A 17,180-nucleotide genomic window follows, 5' to 3' on the forward strand; every position below is an offset into this window, starting at 1 on the left:
GGAATATAGATGGTTTTGATTATAACATTCATTTTAAATGAACTTTATAAGTTTTTAGTCTAACTATCAAACACTTTACTCACTGAAGTGCGGCGCCTACGGAAATCTCTCAAATCAACGTTCCAAGTATAAAAGTAGAGAAATCAGGCTGGCTGTTCTTTAGCTGTTATTTGGCTATGACTTAGTTAATACCCCTTACAACTGTAGTGCCGCAATGACTAACGATATGACCACTATCTCCGTGACATGCTGCCTAACTTTAAAATATGTGTGATTGATAATCTGCGCTCGATGCAGATTATAATCAATAACCAACAGACTTATAAAACCAATCACTAATAGCCAAATAAAACTACTGGCTGATAAGATTAAAAACCCAAGCCAAAGGCCAAGCGCAATGACATTGCTATACAGTGGAAGTCTAATAGCCCACTTATTGTTGTCAGCTAAATCTAAATGATTACCCCAATGCGCGCCTGCCATAAATGATGCAATCACTAGCCCATAAGCACTTAATATATCGACTACTGAACCAAGCATAGGCACGGTAACAACGTCTATCATCAATAAAAACGCACAGGCGACAAACGGAATAGCACCTACAAAAGTGAGATAAGGACTGGGCTTTTTCATTGTTTAAACCTATCTTATAATTAGTCTAATAATAGCTATCACCTGTTGAGTGGGAGCTTTCAACATACATTAATCGCTCTTTTGAGTGTTGCCTTGCCACTGACGGATAAACTCACCGTTTGGATCGTATTGCTGGGTTTGCTTATCGATATTGAACTGCCTGCACTCTCTTGGGTCAGCACCCACGCCTGCCAGATATTGCCAATTGCCCCAATTACTGCCGACATCGTAGTCGATAAGTTGTTGCTCAAAGTAAGCTGCCCCGTAACGCCAATCAAGCCCTAGCTCATGGATAAAGCAGCTAGCAACCAGTTGTCGTCCGCGATTCGACATATAACCTGTCGTACGCAATTGGTTCATGCATGCGTTGATGATAGGATATTGTGTTGTACCATTTTTCCATTGTGCTAACAGATTTTCGTCCAATTGAGTTGAAGGCGCGTGCTGAGCGATGCCTTTGAACCAAAATAACTTTTTCTGGTGGGTGACAGCATACCAATAGAAATACTCACGCCACAGCAGCTCGAACCATATCCAATAGGTAGAATCATTTGCGACGACGTCGCGCTCATAGCGACGCAGACGATCTAATACTGTGTTTACAGACAGTGAGCCGTTTGCCAGCCAAGCGGAAAACTTTGTAGAATGTGTCCAGTCATCAAGCGCGTTTCGGGTTGTTTTATAAGTGCTCGGCGCATCGGAATAGAAATAAGCATCTAAGTGCTTGAGGCCATTTGACTCTCCACCTATAAAACTGGATGGCGGCTGCGATGGCTTATCAAGCTCTGCCTGATTAGACAACTGCAATTCAAAAAAGTATTCGTTCCTACTCTGCATATTTTCAGGCAATGGAGCAAGTATTTCTGGCGTTGGATAAATGGCTATATCTTTTTCTGCATGCAGCAAGTTATAGTCACTTTCGATTTTTTTACGAAACTGCGTAAAGCTTTTGGGCAACTGCTCTAATGGTAACCCATCAAACAAAGTTGCTGTTGTATGTATATGCCACTGTATCTCTGGATATTTCGCCTGTAGAAGGTCATATACTTTGTTTTGATTATAATCTGCCGTTTGACTGATGCAGATATCTGTCACTCGTTGCTGCGCTATTAGATTACTCAACTGAGTAAAGACATCCAATGCTTTATCGCCTTTCTGTAAATACAGCAATCTATTACCACGCTGTATCAGTGACGCATTTAAATCAGCTAGGCTCTCATGCAAAAACTGCTGACGAGCTTGCCCCATAGCCTCATAACGATAGGCGTCGTAATGGTCTTTATCATCTAATATGTCTGCCAATGATGAGGCATAAACCAATAGCAGCTTTCCATCAGTGGAGATTTTAGATGCTTTTAATAGAGTGGCATTGTCGGCTACCCGCAAGTCATTATGGAATAGCACCAATGTGACATTTCTGTTCGCTGAGTTATTCTCTGAGTTGTTCGCTGCCTGATTTGACATACCTTATCCTTCTGACTGTTTAACGCTTATCTATTATTTTAATATTTAGTCTTTGATCTTGAAATATCATATACAGTGTAAAACATACTTAGCATTCAACTATGATGCGAGTCTAACACTTGTAAGGCACTGCGCTCAGCCCCAGAAACCACTTATAAGCACTGACTCTCATGTGTCTGACTGCTTAAATGGCTTACCTCTAGGAGAACACCATGACTCAAAATAATACTACGACTGAAGAAAATAAATCAGATGAAAAGCGTAAACTTATCAATCGATTTTTGATGAGACTGACAAAAGAGCAGCCTCAAATGTATTACGCGACCACCTCTGAGATATCGCGGAGTATTCATACGATGATAAAAGAACACACCAATCGCCTGTCGGTAGAAGAACAAGCACTGGTAAGACGAATGACTATGGAAGAGATTGAAGGGTTACTTGGCTTTCATGCCAGATAAGAAATTGACCAATTTCAAATACGTCATTATCAGTAAGTTGTCAAATAACACACACAAAAAAGACCGCTATCGAAGCGGTCTTTTTTATTAGCTATTAGCATTCTATTTTAAGACATTTAGAATGGATATTCACGTGGTTCATTTTGCATTGAGATCCAATGTGTTCTAGTGAACTCTTCTAGTACCCACTCACCGTTAAAACGACCGATGCCTGAATTTTTCTCACCACCGAATGGCGTATTGCTTTCATCATTGACTGAGATGTCATTGATATGGGTCATGCCAGCTCTGATACCGCGAGCGAAGCGCAGACCTTTTTGCATATCAGCAGTGAACACCGCGCTAGACAGACCATACATAGAGTCATTGGCAATCGATAGCGCGTCGTCTTCGTCTTTAGCACGAATGATACCAACCAATGGTCCAAACACTTCATTTCGTGATAGATCCATTTCGCGAGTGACTTCGGTAAAGATGTGTGGCGGTACGACTTGGCCTTGAATCTCGCCACTGAGTATCATTTTTGCGCCTTCTTCCTGCGCTTTAGCGATTTTTTCTTTGAGCGATTTAACTTGTTTTTCGTTGATGATTGGGCCAACAGCAGTATCTTGCTTATTAGGATCACCGACATTTAATGTTTTGACGTGTGCTAAGAAACGCTCTACAAAGTCATCATATATCTCGTCTTCTACGATGACTCTGTTAATCGCGATACAGATTTGACCTTGATGTAAGAATTTACCAAAAGCGGCCGCTTTTACCGCTTGTTCGATATCAGCATCTTTTAGTACCACAAATGGACTGTTACCACCTAGCTCAAGCGCCACTTGTTTGATGTATTCACCACCATTGGCCAGCTCACCGATATGTTTGCCCACTGAGGTCGAACCTGTGAACGACACAAGGCTTGGCGCTTTGTGCTCAACGATTGCATCGCCTATCTCACTACCTGAGCCGACCACGACGTTTAATAGACCTTTTGGTAGACCCGCTTCTTCAAACACTTTGGCCAATAGCAAGCCACCTGTCACTGGCGTATCGCTAGCAGGCTTGAGCACGACAGCATTACCAAGTGCTAAGGCAGGCGCGATAGAGCGCTGGGTTAAATGTAGCGGAAAGTTCCATGGGCTAATGACAGCGACAACGCCGATTGGCTCGCGATAAATGAAGTTTTCTTTACCAGGGGTATTCGATGGACGAATCTCACCATGTACACGATTAGGGAATGTCGCTGCTTCAAGGGTAATCGCGCGCGTCGCACCGAACTCGACCATGGCTTTGATACGGGTACTGCCCGACTCTTTGATTAGCCAATCGACGATTTCTTCTTGGCGCTGATCAAGTATGTTTACGACTTTATACAACACTGCAGAACGCTCTGCTGGCGTCTGCTTGGCCCACGCTTCTTGAGCTTGGGTCGCAGCATCATAGGCTTCGTTCAACTGATCTTTGGTCGCTTGCTGGATCTCTACAAGCGTATCACCGTTATATGGGTTGGTATTGGTGTTGGTGCTATCGTCTTTACCGGTTTGCCATTCACCAGCGATGAACTGTAAATGGAAATCACTATATGTACTAGTCGTATTGGTTGACATAATCATCCTTATTTTTAATTTGTTATGTTAAGTATTGGTTTGCGATTATTAAAATAAAATTATTAAGTCGGCGATATCTTAATGAGAAAATATCTGGCAAGAAGTAAGTCTGAAATCGTTACCAAGCTATCAATCAATAGTCCTCAATTAAAAAGAGCTCTAATGAAAAATGCTCTTTAGCAATAAATACTAACGGTAACGGATAACAACAAAACCTACCTTGCTAGACGACTGGTCTAATGCTACCATAGCTATTAATAAAACAAGACTATTTTGTCAGTAAATATTGTTGATAAAACGTAACACATATAAATATATCCTATTACAATACGCCATCAACGTGACGTTCAAATGAACGCTAACTGTTTTAACTGACTATCTAATACATACGCTAATATAAGCAACTACCAAGGGAGACAATCCTGTTTATGTCTAATACAGACGCAACTACCCCAGATACCAAAGCTCATTTACTTGCTACTGGCTACCAATTAATTGCTAAAAAAGGTTTTACCGCTGTTGGTCTAAAACAAATTTTAGATACAGCAGGCGTGCCAAAAGGTTCTTTTTACCATTATTTTGCTTCTAAAGAAGCCTTTGGTGAAGCCATTATTAATCATTATTTTAGCTTATATAAGACTCGGTTAGATGTTATCGATGCACAAGATGTCAGTGCGCAGCAAAAGCTATATGATTATTTTCAAAACTGGTATGACACGCAGCAGAACGGCTGTGACCATGAGAAGTGCTTGGTGGTTAAGCTCAGCGCAGAGGTAGCTGATATGTCAGAAACCATGCGTAAGGCACTCGATACTGGCTATCAGCAGACGACCATGTGGCTCGCCAAGCAGATCAAAGCTGGCTGGCTCGATGAGTCTGTCCCTCGTCACGATAACATCTCGGCTGAGAGTATGGCCAAGCGTTGGTATTTTGCATGGCTTGGCGCAAGCTTGATTGCAAAGATTAGCCAAACCAATACCCCTTTAGCAGAAATTTGGCAGATGACCACGACCCAAATGGGACGCTAATAGTTAACTGTTCGAATTTCTAGCGACTGCACCTTTAGCACAAGCATCATAAACATTAAGGCACATTGAATATTCATAACGCTTCTAGATAGTAGCTGTCAGTACTATGCTTGAGTATTCAGTGTGCTTTATTGTCTTCTCTTTTCCAAAAAAATTTCTTAAAGACATTTGCAGACGGCTTAAACAGTTATACGAGAGTTTTGTAAATATCACTAGACGACTGGTCTAATTGGTGTACAATGCGCACAAATATTAAGAATGAATGTCTATACGAGCATTGCTTATCATTCATTGATTGATATCAGACAATATCTCATGTCAAAACAATTTAATTGAACCGTTTTTATTAAACACTTTTTATTATTAATTAGGAATCTTATGAATAACTTCCAATACTACAACCCAGTCCGTATCGTTTTTGGTGAAGGTCAAATCGAGCAATTATCAGATCTAGTTCCTACTGATGCACGTGTTCTTATCACTTATGGTGGTGGTTCAGCACAGCGTACTGGTACTTTAGATGAAGTAAAAACTGCATTAGCGGCAAGCGGTAACCGTACTGTATTTGAATTTGGTGGCATTGAAGCTAACCCAGAGTTCACCACATTACTTAAAGCCGCTGATATGGTTAATGAGCACAACATCGACTTCTTATTAGCAGTTGGCGGTGGTTCTGTGATTGACGGCAGCAAATTTGTCGCACTCGTTTCTTCATTGACTGAAGAGGACGGCACTGTCTCACGTGACCAAGCTTGGGATGCCTTAACTGGTTATTGCAAAAACATCGATTCTGCTGTCGACTTGGGTGCTGTATTGACTATCCCAGCCACAGGTTCTGAGATGAACTCAGGCGGCGTGATCAACTATAGCGAACGTCAAGCAAAACTACCGTTTGGTAACCCATTTGCCTTCCCTAAATTCTCAATTCTAGATCCAATCAAAACACTTACCCTGCCTGAACGTCAGGTTATGAATGGTGTGGCTGATGCATTTGTTCATGTAATGGAACAATATCTGACTTACCCAGTAAACGCTAAAGTACAAGATGCCTTTGCTGAAAGCTTGCTTAAAATCCTTATCGATGAAGGTCTAGTTGTTAAGCAAGATCCAGAAAACCTAGAAACACGTAAAAACATTATGTGGACAGCAACCATGGCATTGAACGGTCTGATCGGTACTGGTGTACCACAAGACTGGACAACTCACATGGTTGGTCATGAGCTGACATCATTACACGCTATCGATCATGCACGTACGCTAACCATCGTATTACCATCAGTTATGCGTGAACTAAAAGAAAGCAAAAAAGAAAAACTGCTTCAGTATGCACGTAACGTATGGAACATTACCGATACTGACCTAGATGACGATGCTATCATCGAAACGGCCATTGTTTACACTGAAAACTTCTTCCGCGAGCTTGGCTTGCCAGTTAGCCTAGAAGACGTTGACTTGACTGAATCAGCGATTGATCCAATTATCAAGCAACTTGAAGTGCATAACATGGTCAAGCTTGGTGAACATGGTACCAACGACTTAGAAGTATCACGTCGTATCTTGCAGCGCGCTGTAACTAGCAAAGCGTCTTAATAAGCGCTTTAGCAAGAACTGTCAGAAGAATTATAAGAAAAATCTCGGCAGTAACAATAAGTACATATCGTTATGCTATTTATAGTAGTAGCTATTCCATGCTGAGTAGCTACTACATTTAACACCACTATAATAATGACAATTAATAAATATAAAGGAGTCCTACAATGAGCTTCGACAAACAACAGAATCAACAAACAAACCGTCAAATCAAATTGGCTAGCCGTCCTAATGGCGTACCTACTGCTGACAACTTTGACATGGCGACTAGCGACATTCCTACGCCAAAAGATAACGAGATGCTACTACGCACTGTATATCTATCACTAGATCCATATATGCGTGGACGTATGAGTGATGCAAAAAGCTATGCAGACCCGTTAGAAGTTGGTGACGTCATTATGGGTGGTACCGTAGCGCAAGTGGTTGAGTCGAATATCGACAACTTCTCGGTAGGCGACTTAGTCGTATCAAACTCAGGCTGGCAGGACTACAGTGTTAGTGATGGCGAAGGCGTCCTCAAACTAGACAAAAACATGTCAAACCCTTCTTATGGTTTAGGTGTGTTAGGTATGCCAGGGTTCACCGGTTACATGGGTCTGACTGATATCGGTAAACCACAAAAAGGCGAAACTTTAGTCGTAGCAGCAGCAACTGGACCGGTCGGTGCCACTGTCGGTCAAGTGGGTAATCAATATGGTCTGCGCACTGTCGGTGTGGCAGGCGGTAAAGAGAAATGCGACTTTGCAGTCAATGAGCTTGGCTTTGATATCTGTATCGATCACAAAGCTGACGACTTCGCTGAGCAATTAAAAGCAGCATGTCCAGATGGTATCGACATCTACTATGAAAACGTTGGCGGTAAAGTATTTGATGCGGTAATGCCATTGCTTAACGACCACGCACGTATTCCAGTATGTGGTCTGGTATCGCAGTACAACGCAACTGATTTACCTGATGGCAAAGATCGCCTAGGTATGTTGATGGGTCTTATCTTAAGCCAACGCCTAACTGTCAGAGGCTTCATTATCTTTGAAGAGTATGGCGACCACTTCCCAGAGTTCTTAGAAACCATGAGCAAATGGGTGGAGTCAGGCGAAGTAAAAACCAAAGAGCACATTACTGACGGTTTAGATAATGCCCCAGATGCATTTGTCAGTATGTTAAACGGTGATAACTTTGGTAAAACCGTAATCAAAGTATCTGACGTTAAATAGTTATTGGTTAAACATTCACTAGTTAAGTAGCTACTGACAGTTAGCAATCGTTGTGAATAACTACTTAACAACATAAATTGCTAATATCACTACTGAAAGTTGCTTACAAAGCAGGAATAATGCTAACAGTCATTATTTGCATTTAGGCTAATTAAGTAAAAACGGCTAATGATGTAACGTAAAACTTATGACTGTTGGCTATATAGTTACTAACACATAAATAATAAACAAGGATAATTATGAACATTTTAATGGTACTAACGTCTCATGACCGTTTAGGCGATACTGGTAAGAAAACTGGCTTTTGGCTAGAAGAATTTGCTGCTCCTTACTACGCATTTCTTGACGCTGGCGTAAATGTAACTCTAGCTTCTCCAGCTGGCGGTCAGCCACCACTAGATCCTAGTAGTGACACAGAAGACACGCAAACCAAAGATACCACTCGTTTTAAAGACGATAAAGACGCGCAAGAGCATTTGGCTAATACCAAAAAACTTGCTGATATGAACGCTGAAGATTTCGATTCAGTATTCTACCCAGGTGGCCATGGCCCATTGTGGGATTTGGCAGTAGATAAAAACTCTATCAATCTGATCGAGACTTTTGTTAAGCAAGACAAGCCTGTTGCTTTTGTTTGTCATTCTCCTGCAGCGCTTAAAAACGTTAAAGTCGATGGCGAGTACTTAGTAAAAGGCAAAACAGTGACTGGTTTCACGAACTCTGAAGAAGACGCAGTTGGCCTAACAGACGTAGTACCGTTCCTAGTAGAAGACGCATTGAAAGCCAATGGCGGTAACTACGAAAAAGCGGCTGATTGGGAATCGTTTGTCGTTGAAGATGGTTTACTAATCACAGGTCAAAACCCTGCATCATCAGAAGAAGCTGCTAAGCGTCTAATGGCGAAGCTGAAAGGTTAGTCAAATCCACTACGTAATAAGGTCGATACCATGATTCGCTTACATCATCTCAATCAATCACGTTCATTACGGACGCTATGGCTCTTAGAAGAGCTAGGCGTACCTTATGAAGTCGTCAGTCATCAGCGCGATGCCAAGACTCATTTAGCACCAGACTCTCTAAAGGCTGTACATCCACTCGGTAAGTCTCCGGTTATCGAAATGGATGGACAGATTTATGCTGAGTCAGGTGCCATCACTGAGCTGTTGATTGAACGGTTTGCGCCCGAGCGTCTGCGCCCTGCTACAGGAAGCTCAGACTATGGCTACTATCTACAGTGGATTGATTTTGCAGAAAGCTCGCTCATGTTGCCATTAATGCTTGAATTATTTACTAACAAAGCAGGCATCAATGACAATGAGTTTTTAAACGGCTATATCGAGACAGAAAAAACCAGATTGTTTAAGTATCTGGATACCTCAGTTGAAGGTAAGTCGTTTATTGTAGGTGATAAGCTAAGCGGTGCCGACTTTATGCTGTCATTTGATTTGATTATTCTTGCTAAGCGTCAGAAACTTGATGCCTATCCGCATATCAAACAGTATGCTGAAAAGCTGGCCGGTCTTGATAGCTATCAGCGTGCGATGCAGCTAGAAGCGAAATACGATGAATCAATTTAGTATTTGACATTCATTGATACCTTGGTATTAGCCAAAATATTATGTATTAACTGACCAATTTTTCGATACACAAAGACAGCTCTGTATAGAGCTGTTTTTTATGCGTATAGTATTTTTTGCTTGTTGCATCGTTTGTTTTAATGTTCGTTAAATTGCATGAGACACTGCTATATCTTTATTCAGCAGCGCCGATGAGTTACGCGGTGATGACAAAAGCACTGTAAAAGTTATGATAAAATATGCCCTGCATTTCTTAGGTTATCTTTCCAGTTTGACCAGCATTTATATCAGCTACCCCGCTGTTTTTTAAGCTATGAACATTCATCGTACTGACCTGATTTTGCGTCTGGAATCTGTTCTATGCCATTCTATTTCCTTATACAGATGATGGTACGTCCATGAGTAACGAATATCAGTTTAAGCCCCACGAACAACCGATAATGGTGGGCTCTCCTGCCAATCCTGATCATCCTGCACGTCGCAAATTATTTTACTTACTGATCGGAATTTTCGTTGGTCTCACTGCTAGCTTCCAAAACGGTCTACTCGTCGCAAACCTTACTCAAATTCAGGGTCAACTGGGCTTAACGCCAGCTGAAGGTGGCTGGATATCTGTTAGCTATAATATGACCAATGCCTGTATCACCGTTCTGCTGTACAAAATTCGCCAACAATTTGGTATGTCACTTTTTAGCAAAATCACTCTGTTCTTTTTGTTGGCCGCCACGAGTTTACAGTGGCTAATCAGTAGTCACTTATTAGATACGCCTAATATAGGAATTGAGCCTTATTACCTAGAGATTGTCGCAAGGGGACTTAGCGGTATGGTCGCAAGTGGCATGACCATTTTAGGTTTATTCTATTGTTTGCAAGGTATGCCAACCGTCAAGCGTACTAGTGGCTTGATATTGGGTTTTGGCTTGGTGCAGTTTGGTATTCCATTATCACGAATCATCTCGCCCTATCTCGCCATCGACGGTCAGCTTGAAAACTTATTTTTATTTCAATTTGGTTTGGCATTGATTTGTTTTGGACTGATTAATATATTGGAGCTACCACCAGGCAATACAGAAAAAGTATTTGAGAAACTCGATTTTTTAAGCTTTGCTTTTTTTGCGAGCGGTCTAGCTGCACTGGCTGTTATTTTAGTGCAAGGTAGGATTTTATGGTGGACGACGCCTTGGCTCGTCTATCCACTGATGATTGCTATCGTTGGGATTGGCGTCGCTTTATGGATTGAAACGCATCGCAAAAACCCGATGTTACAAGTCCGCTGGATGCGTAGCCGCAATATTATTGCTTTTATGATTACCGGCGCAGTCATGCGAATTTTGCTATCTGAGCAAAATGTCGGTGCTGCAGGCCTACTTGCCAATTTGGGCTATGGTAACGATCAGTTGGTTACTTTTTATGCTGTCATAATGGCTGCCAGTGTGTTGGCTTTGGTAATTAGTATTTTTAGTACCAATCCGATGGACTTGCGCCGTCCCGTTATTTTTGCAGTGGCATTGATTGCCTTGGGCTCTTGGATGGACGTTGGGGTCTCTATTAATTCTGCACCCTATATGTTTTATATTAGCCAGTTTTTGATTGCATTTGCCGCGGTATATTTCATGGGACCTTTGGTTTTCGAAGGATTTCTGCGAGCTATTGCGAGTGGGCCTGCTTATATCATTAGTTTTTCGGTTATCTTTGGTATTTCCCAAACGGTTGGTGGATTGGCAGGTGCAGCGGCTATTCAGGCATTTACGACCATTCGTACACAAGTGCATTATGCAGATATGGTCAGCTCACTGAACTTAGGTGATCCTACGTTCAGCGCTCAAATTGCTGGTACTCGTAGTGTATTGTCAAACCAAACGACGCACACAGCGCAAGCGAATGTGGCTGCGATGAGCCAAGTTTTGCAAGGGATTCAGCGCCAAGCAACTGTCTCAGCTTATAGCGATCTGTTCTTTTTAATGGCCAGTTTTGCTACTTTCGTTACAGCCATTTTATTGATCAACTATTTTTATAACCGTTACCACAAGCGCAATCCATTGGCTAAAGAGCTTGCCGTTATTGCAAAAATGCGTGAGTCAAAATAACTCAGTTTATTATATTAATAATGTTTCACCCCATTCATTTATAGCCAGTCCATTTCAATATTTATTAAAAATTTAGGAGCACGTCATGAGCCAAGAAAAACCAAATGAGCTTAATCAAACACCTCAGACGGCCACTGGCGCTCCAGCAACAGACACACCTATAGCGTCCGACATAAGTAAAGAAGAGCCTGCTACAACCTCTTCGCCATCAGTAACTGAGACAGCAGAAGGTGATGTAGAAAACAGTTCAGATAGCAATGAACCACCAATGCCGCCAAAAGAGCCAATACCCGATACTACTGGTTGGTCGCCCAAGAAAAAATCCTATCTAAACTTAGGCTTATTAATTTTATTGATTGTCATTGGCGTGGCATTGATTTTGTATGCATGGAAGCTCCCACCGTTCACCCCAACGGTACAGCAAACCAATAATGCCTTTGTCAAAGGTCAGACGACTATTATTAGCCCGCAAGTTTCTGGCTATGTCACCAAGGTAGCCGTGCAAGACTTCGCCAACGTAAAAGCGGGCGACTTACTCATAAAGATTGACGATCGAACCTTTCAGCAGCAGCTCGATCAGGCACAAGCGAATACCGAAGTAGCTCTTACCAGTCGCTCTACCAATGATCAAGACACGAAAACCAGCCAAGCACAAATAGAAGCACGTAGAGCTGATTTGTATAGTGCCAAAATCAATGTAGAAAGCGCGCGTGAAGATGTTAACCGTTATCAAGGTTTAGATGCTATTGGTGCGGTATCAAAAGCAGAAGTTGCTCACATCAAGGCGCAATTGGCTCAAGCACAAGCAGGTGTACAGCAAGCAGAGGCTAATTTGCAAGCCGCCCAAGAAAACCGTGAAAAGACTAGCGGCAGTCGCTCATCGCTGGACGCAAATATCAAAAATGCTGAAGCAGGTGTCAAGCAAGCACAAATCAATCTAGACAATACTATCATCACTGCGCCTGAATCTGGCCAGCTAAGCCAAGTCAGTGTCAAAGAGGGTCAATACGTCAGCGCTGGTACGCAGCTCATGTATATCGTGCCAAAAGGCATTTGGATTATTGCAAACTTTAAGGAAACTCAAATAGCCAATATGGCAATCGGCGAGCCTGCAACCATTCATGTCGATGCGCTTGGCGGCGCCAAATTTACGGGGCACGTGAGTAATATCTCGCCAGCGACTGGTAGCGAGTTTAGTGCTGCTGCTGCCAACCCTGCAACAGGTAACTACATAAAAATTGCTCAACGTATTCCTGTACGCATCGACCTAGACCAAAACCAGCCTGAACTTGCACGCTTACGCCCTGGTATGTCAGTCTCAGTGGATGTCGATACCGAAGTTGAATAAAAAGTTAGATAAAAAATAATGCCAACTAAGGTCAATAGCTAACGTAAAAAAGCCACTCTAGATACCAAAGAAATTGGATTTAAAGTGGCTTTTTTAGTTTTGTATAATCTATAGCTTCAAACTACAGCAACTATGGTAATAAACGCTTGGTTGTCCAGCCTGTATTGCCTTCACTGACTTCACTGTTGTCGCCGCTACTCTGCGTATACACAATTCGGTCATGCATCCGATTGGCGCGACCTTGCCAAAACTCAATACTTTCAACCGTAATTTCATACCCACCCCAAAACTCTGGCGTTGGTACAGTAGTATTGTCAGGGTGCTCTGCTTGAAGCTGCTCAAACGTTTGCTCCATGACTTCACGATTGGCCACTTCACCACTTTGTGGTTGACTGACCCAAGCGCCTACTTGACTATCATGGGGACGCTTTTGGAAGTAAACAGCCGATTTATTAGCATCAATTTTAGCGATACTACCGCTGATACGGACTTGACGCTCCAGCTCATGCCAAAAGAATAACGCTTCGGCATTAGGGTTTTCTTCTATATCCTGCCCCTTCGCGCTTTCATAATTGGTATAGAAAACAATACCTGTCTCAGTAATTTCGCGTAGTAACACAATACGGACGCTAGGCTTATTGTCTGCGCCACATGTTGCCAAACTCATTGCATAAGGCTCTTGCACCTTTTGCGCTAGCGCCTCATTCATCCAAGCTTTAAAAAGCTCGAATGGTGACGTCGGTACTGACTGTTGGTCAAGCTCACCTTTCTCGTATGAGAGGCGTTGGTCGGTAAAGTCCATGCTCATGGCAACTCCTTATTTGAAAACTATAATATTATTATCTTAAATACCAGTCATTTAGATATCAGTCATTATCTTGAATGCCACTTATTGCCTCAAATACTATTAGCCTAGTACCGATTTTATAAGATCAGCTAAGTGATTAGCCATTACATCACATTCTATTTCATCATCTGATTCTACCATCACGCGAATCATAGGCTCTGTACCTGACTGACGTATCAACAGACGACCACGACCCTCTAGCGTTGCCTGTGCTTTATCAAAAGCAGCAACCAACTCCTCATGTTTAAATGGATCTTGCATTTGAGACAAGCGTACATTGACTAGCTTTTGCGGCAACACTTCAAAACCTTCAACAAGCTCACTTAACGCACGCTCTCTGGCTTGCATGACTGCCAGTACTTGCAAGCCAGCAATGATAGCATCCCCTGTGCGACTTTTGTCTAAGCAAAGAATATGACCCGATGGCTCACCGCCCAATATCCAGCCATTAGCTTCTAAATCCTGCATCACATAGCGATCACCCACTTTTGCGCGAGTAAATTGAATGTCTGCATCTTTTAGCGCCAGCTCTAATCCCATATTACTCATGAGTGTGCCGACAACACCTTCAGCTTTGGTTTTACCTTGAGTAGCAAGCACATATAAGATACCGTCGCCATCGACTAGCTTACCCGTCTCATCAACCATTACGATACGATCGCCATCACCATCTAGTGCAATACCGACATCTGCTTCATGCTCAAGCACAGCCTTTTGTAAGCTTTCAGGATGAGTAGAACCACATTCAGCATTGATATTGATACCGTCTGGCGTATTATTGATGGCAATCACGTTGGCACCCAATTCGCGCATTACTCTAGGCGCTACACTATAGCCCGCACCATTGGCACAATCCACTACTACCGTCAAATGACTGAGGTCGTATTGATAAGGAAAGCTGCCTTTGCAAAATTCAATATAGCGACCTTTTGCATCATTAATACGATTGTTCTTACCTAAATTTGCAGGATCAAGAATAGGCATCATAGCAACGTCATTACTAACGTCGTTCATAATTGCCGTCAATTTATCATTAATTGCAGTTTGCATCTCATCAGTAAGTTTTTTGCCGTCACCTGAGAAAAACTTGATACCATTATCATAATAAGGGTTGTGCGAGGCTGAGATAACCACGCCAGCATCTGCATTGAAACTACGAGTCAAATGCGCAATCGCTGGAGTCGGCAATGGACCAAGCATATAAACATCAACACCAGCAGCATTAAAACCTGCTTGTAATGCTCCCTCTATCACATAGCCTGACAGACGCGTATCTTTACCAATCACCACACTTGGCTTACGCGTAGGATTTTCATTTTTTTCTATGAGGACAAGCCCAGTGACGTAGCCTAGTTTTAAGATAAAGTCCGGTGTAATTGGTAATTCACCAAATTTTCCGCGAATTCCATCAGTACCAAAATAGCTCATTATGTGTTCCTCAAGTCAAAAAAAATAAAAGGCCAAACGTATATGCAGGCAATACTATTGTTGTAATAATCTGTTTCTGTATTTTACAAAAAAAACAGCCAACAATAACAGAGCATTGTTGGCTGTTTGTATCTTAAGCTCGCTGCAGCCTTACGTCTCAGCTAACATCAATACGTTTGAAATTTACAAAAGAGAAGTATTTCACGGAACGATCTAGTTTACTCGATAGTTCGGTGCTTCTTTAGTGATTTGCACATCATGCACATGCGACTCTTTCATACCCGCTGAGGTTACTTTGATAAACTGGGGATTGGTACGCATATCTTCAATCGTGGCAGAACCAGTATAACCCATTGATGAACGTAAACCACCAACCAACTGATTAACAATACCCGCAACTGGTCCTTTATAAGGAACACGGCCTTCGATACCTTCTGGTACTAGCTTCTCTACGCCGTCTTTTGCATCTTGGAAGTAGCGATCTGAAGAACCGTTTGATCCTGACATCGCACCCAAGCTACCCATACCACGGTAAGCTTTATAGTAGCGACCTTGGAACAGCTCAACTTCACCTGGTGCTTCTTCAGTACCAGCCATGAGTGAACCAACCATGATGCATGATGCACCAGCAGCGATTGCTTTTGCCATATCACCTGAATAACGAATACCACCGTCAGCAATCAATGGAATGCTGTCTTTTAAAGCACTAGCGACATTATCAATGGCTGAGATTTGTGGTACACCGATACCTGCGATAATACGCGTGGTACAGATAGAACCAGGGCCGATACCTACTTTTACTGCATCAGCACCTGCGTCACGTAAAGCGATTGCAGCTTCGCCTGTTGCGATGTTGCCACCAATTACTTGTACGTGCGGGTAGTTTTTCTTGATCCAAGATACTTTATCGATCACGCCTTTTGAGTGACCATGCGCAGTATCAACGACGATAACGTCGACATCAGCAGCGATTAATGCTTCAACGCGTGCTTGCGTGTCGGCACCAGTACCAACAGCTGCGCCAACACGTAGGCGACCTTGCTCGTCTTTACACGCATTTGGATTGTTTTCAGCTTTGGCAAAATCATTAACAGTAATCAAACCACGCAGACGGAAGTTATCGTCAATAACGATGACTTTTTCGATGCGGTGCTCATGCAATAATCTTTTGATATTTTCGTTGCTTTCACCTTCGTGCACAGTTACTAGCTGCTCTTTAGGCGTCATGATCTGGCTAACTGGCAACGATAAGTTGGTCTCAAAACGCCAATCTCTATGGGTAACAATACCCACAACGTTATCTGTGCCTTTCTCAACCACAGGCACACCTGAGATATTGTTATCTTGAGTCAAACGCAGCAATTCACCGATCGTCATCTCTGGATGTACAGTGATAGGATCAACGACGGTACCCGCTTCAAATTTTTTGACACGGCGTACTTGTGTGGCCTGCTTCTCGATGTCCATGCTCTTGTGCAAAATACCCATACCACCAAGCTGTGCCATAGTGATAGCCATTTCAGACTCAGTCACAGTATCCATCGCCGCAGAGATTAGCGGAAGATTAAGTGTGATGTTTTTGGTCAAACGAGTAGACAGATCAGCAGTTTTTGGAAGAACTTCAGAATAGGCTGGTAATAATAAAACGTCATCAAAGGTTAAGGCTTCATCGACAATTCGCAACATACAGACCCCTAGTGGTGGTTATTTTGATGGGTAGGAGCTCAGGGTTAAGCGTATCAATCATTGCAGCTGCAAGCACAGTGCCGATTCATCGCCAACCACTCAGTTATCCTATAAAAATAACGCCACATTATAACAAATAAGCGCCTCGCTGACACACTATATTTGTCAGATTATTTTACACAAGTGCGTCTTTATCGATGACAATCATGTCTCAAACCA

General features: G+C 42.4%; 14 protein-coding genes. 8 read left to right on the forward strand and 6 right to left on the reverse strand.

Annotated features, from left to right (window positions below):
• Positions 1-195 precede the first annotated feature (195 nt).
• Positions 196-633, reverse strand: coding sequence for a DUF3429 domain-containing protein (locus tag SJY28_RS11190; RefSeq protein ID WP_379544504.1), 438 nt, complete (start codon positions 631-633; stop codon positions 196-198).
• A gap of 69 nt (positions 634-702) precedes the next feature.
• Positions 703-2,097 (reverse strand): DASH family cryptochrome, encoded by a 1,395-nt coding sequence (locus SJY28_RS11195; protein ID WP_379544505.1) that lies wholly within the window; start codon positions 2,095-2,097, stop codon positions 703-705.
• A gap of 212 nt (positions 2,098-2,309) precedes the next feature.
• On the opposite strand from SJY28_RS11195, the gene SJY28_RS11200 reads away from it, so the two are divergent.
• On the forward strand, positions 2,310-2,558 hold the full coding sequence (locus tag SJY28_RS11200; RefSeq protein WP_057760515.1) for a hypothetical protein: 249 nt from the start codon (positions 2,310-2,312) through the stop codon (positions 2,556-2,558).
• Between the two features lie 116 nt (positions 2,559-2,674).
• Here SJY28_RS11200 and SJY28_RS11205 read toward each other — a convergent pair whose 3' ends face one another.
• On the reverse strand, positions 2,675-4,153 hold the full coding sequence (locus tag SJY28_RS11205) for an aldehyde dehydrogenase family protein (RefSeq protein ID WP_379544506.1): 1,479 nt from the start codon (positions 4,151-4,153) through the stop codon (positions 2,675-2,677).
• Between the two features lie 428 nt (positions 4,154-4,581).
• Between SJY28_RS11205 and SJY28_RS11210 the strand changes: the two genes are divergently transcribed.
• The 7 genes from SJY28_RS11210 to SJY28_RS11240 all read left to right on the forward strand — a co-directional run bounded on the left by SJY28_RS11210 (position 4,582) and on the right by SJY28_RS11240 (position 13,000).
• Entirely contained in the window at positions 4,582-5,181 is a 600-nt protein-coding gene (locus tag SJY28_RS11210; RefSeq protein ID WP_057760518.1) for a TetR/AcrR family transcriptional regulator, read from the forward strand.
• Positions 5,182-5,559: 378 nt separating this feature from the next.
• Positions 5,560-6,771 (forward strand): iron-containing alcohol dehydrogenase, encoded by a 1,212-nt coding sequence (locus SJY28_RS11215; RefSeq protein WP_379544507.1) that lies wholly within the window; start codon positions 5,560-5,562, stop codon positions 6,769-6,771.
• 167 nt (positions 6,772-6,938) lie between these two features.
• Positions 6,939-7,988 carry an NADP-dependent oxidoreductase gene (locus tag SJY28_RS11220; RefSeq protein WP_379544508.1) on the forward strand — a complete coding sequence of 350 codons (1,050 nt, stop codon included), beginning with the start codon at positions 6,939-6,941 and terminating at the stop codon, positions 7,986-7,988.
• Between the two features lie 239 nt (positions 7,989-8,227).
• A complete protein-coding gene (locus SJY28_RS11225; protein ID WP_057760524.1) occupies positions 8,228-8,905 on the forward strand; it encodes a type 1 glutamine amidotransferase domain-containing protein in 678 nt (225 codons plus the stop codon).
• A gap of 30 nt (positions 8,906-8,935) precedes the next feature.
• Complete coding sequence (locus tag SJY28_RS11230; protein ID WP_160021176.1) at positions 8,936-9,565, forward strand: glutathione S-transferase family protein; 630 nt, start codon at positions 8,936-8,938, stop codon at positions 9,563-9,565.
• A 398-nt stretch (positions 9,566-9,963) separates the two neighbouring features.
• The gene (locus SJY28_RS11235) at positions 9,964-11,652 is read left to right on the forward strand and encodes an MFS transporter (RefSeq protein WP_379544509.1); all 1,689 of its coding nucleotides are present in this window, start codon (positions 9,964-9,966) and stop codon (positions 11,650-11,652) included.
• An 85-nt stretch (positions 11,653-11,737) separates the two neighbouring features.
• Complete coding sequence (locus SJY28_RS11240) at positions 11,738-13,000, forward strand: HlyD family secretion protein (protein ID WP_379544510.1); 1,263 nt, start codon at positions 11,738-11,740, stop codon at positions 12,998-13,000.
• A 130-nt stretch (positions 13,001-13,130) separates the two neighbouring features.
• Here SJY28_RS11240 and pdxH read toward each other — a convergent pair whose 3' ends face one another.
• From pdxH to guaB, 3 genes are all read right to left on the reverse strand, one after another.
• Positions 13,131-13,802 (reverse strand): pyridoxamine 5'-phosphate oxidase, encoded by a 672-nt coding sequence (gene pdxH, locus SJY28_RS11245; RefSeq protein ID WP_379544991.1) that lies wholly within the window; start codon positions 13,800-13,802, stop codon positions 13,131-13,133.
• 105 nt (positions 13,803-13,907) lie between these two features.
• Entirely contained in the window at positions 13,908-15,275 is a 1,368-nt protein-coding gene (glmM, locus tag SJY28_RS11250; protein ID WP_379544511.1) for a phosphoglucosamine mutase, read from the reverse strand.
• Positions 15,276-15,488: 213 nt separating this feature from the next.
• Positions 15,489-16,961: an IMP dehydrogenase gene (gene guaB, locus SJY28_RS11255; RefSeq protein ID WP_057760534.1), complete on the reverse strand. Its 1,473-nt coding sequence runs from the start codon at positions 16,959-16,961 to the stop codon at positions 15,489-15,491.
• Positions 16,962-17,180: the final 219 nt, after the last annotated feature.

It is taken from the genome of Psychrobacter sp. R86515 (assembly GCF_042466315.1).
Taxonomy (GTDB): domain Bacteria; phylum Pseudomonadota; class Gammaproteobacteria; order Pseudomonadales; family Moraxellaceae; genus Psychrobacter.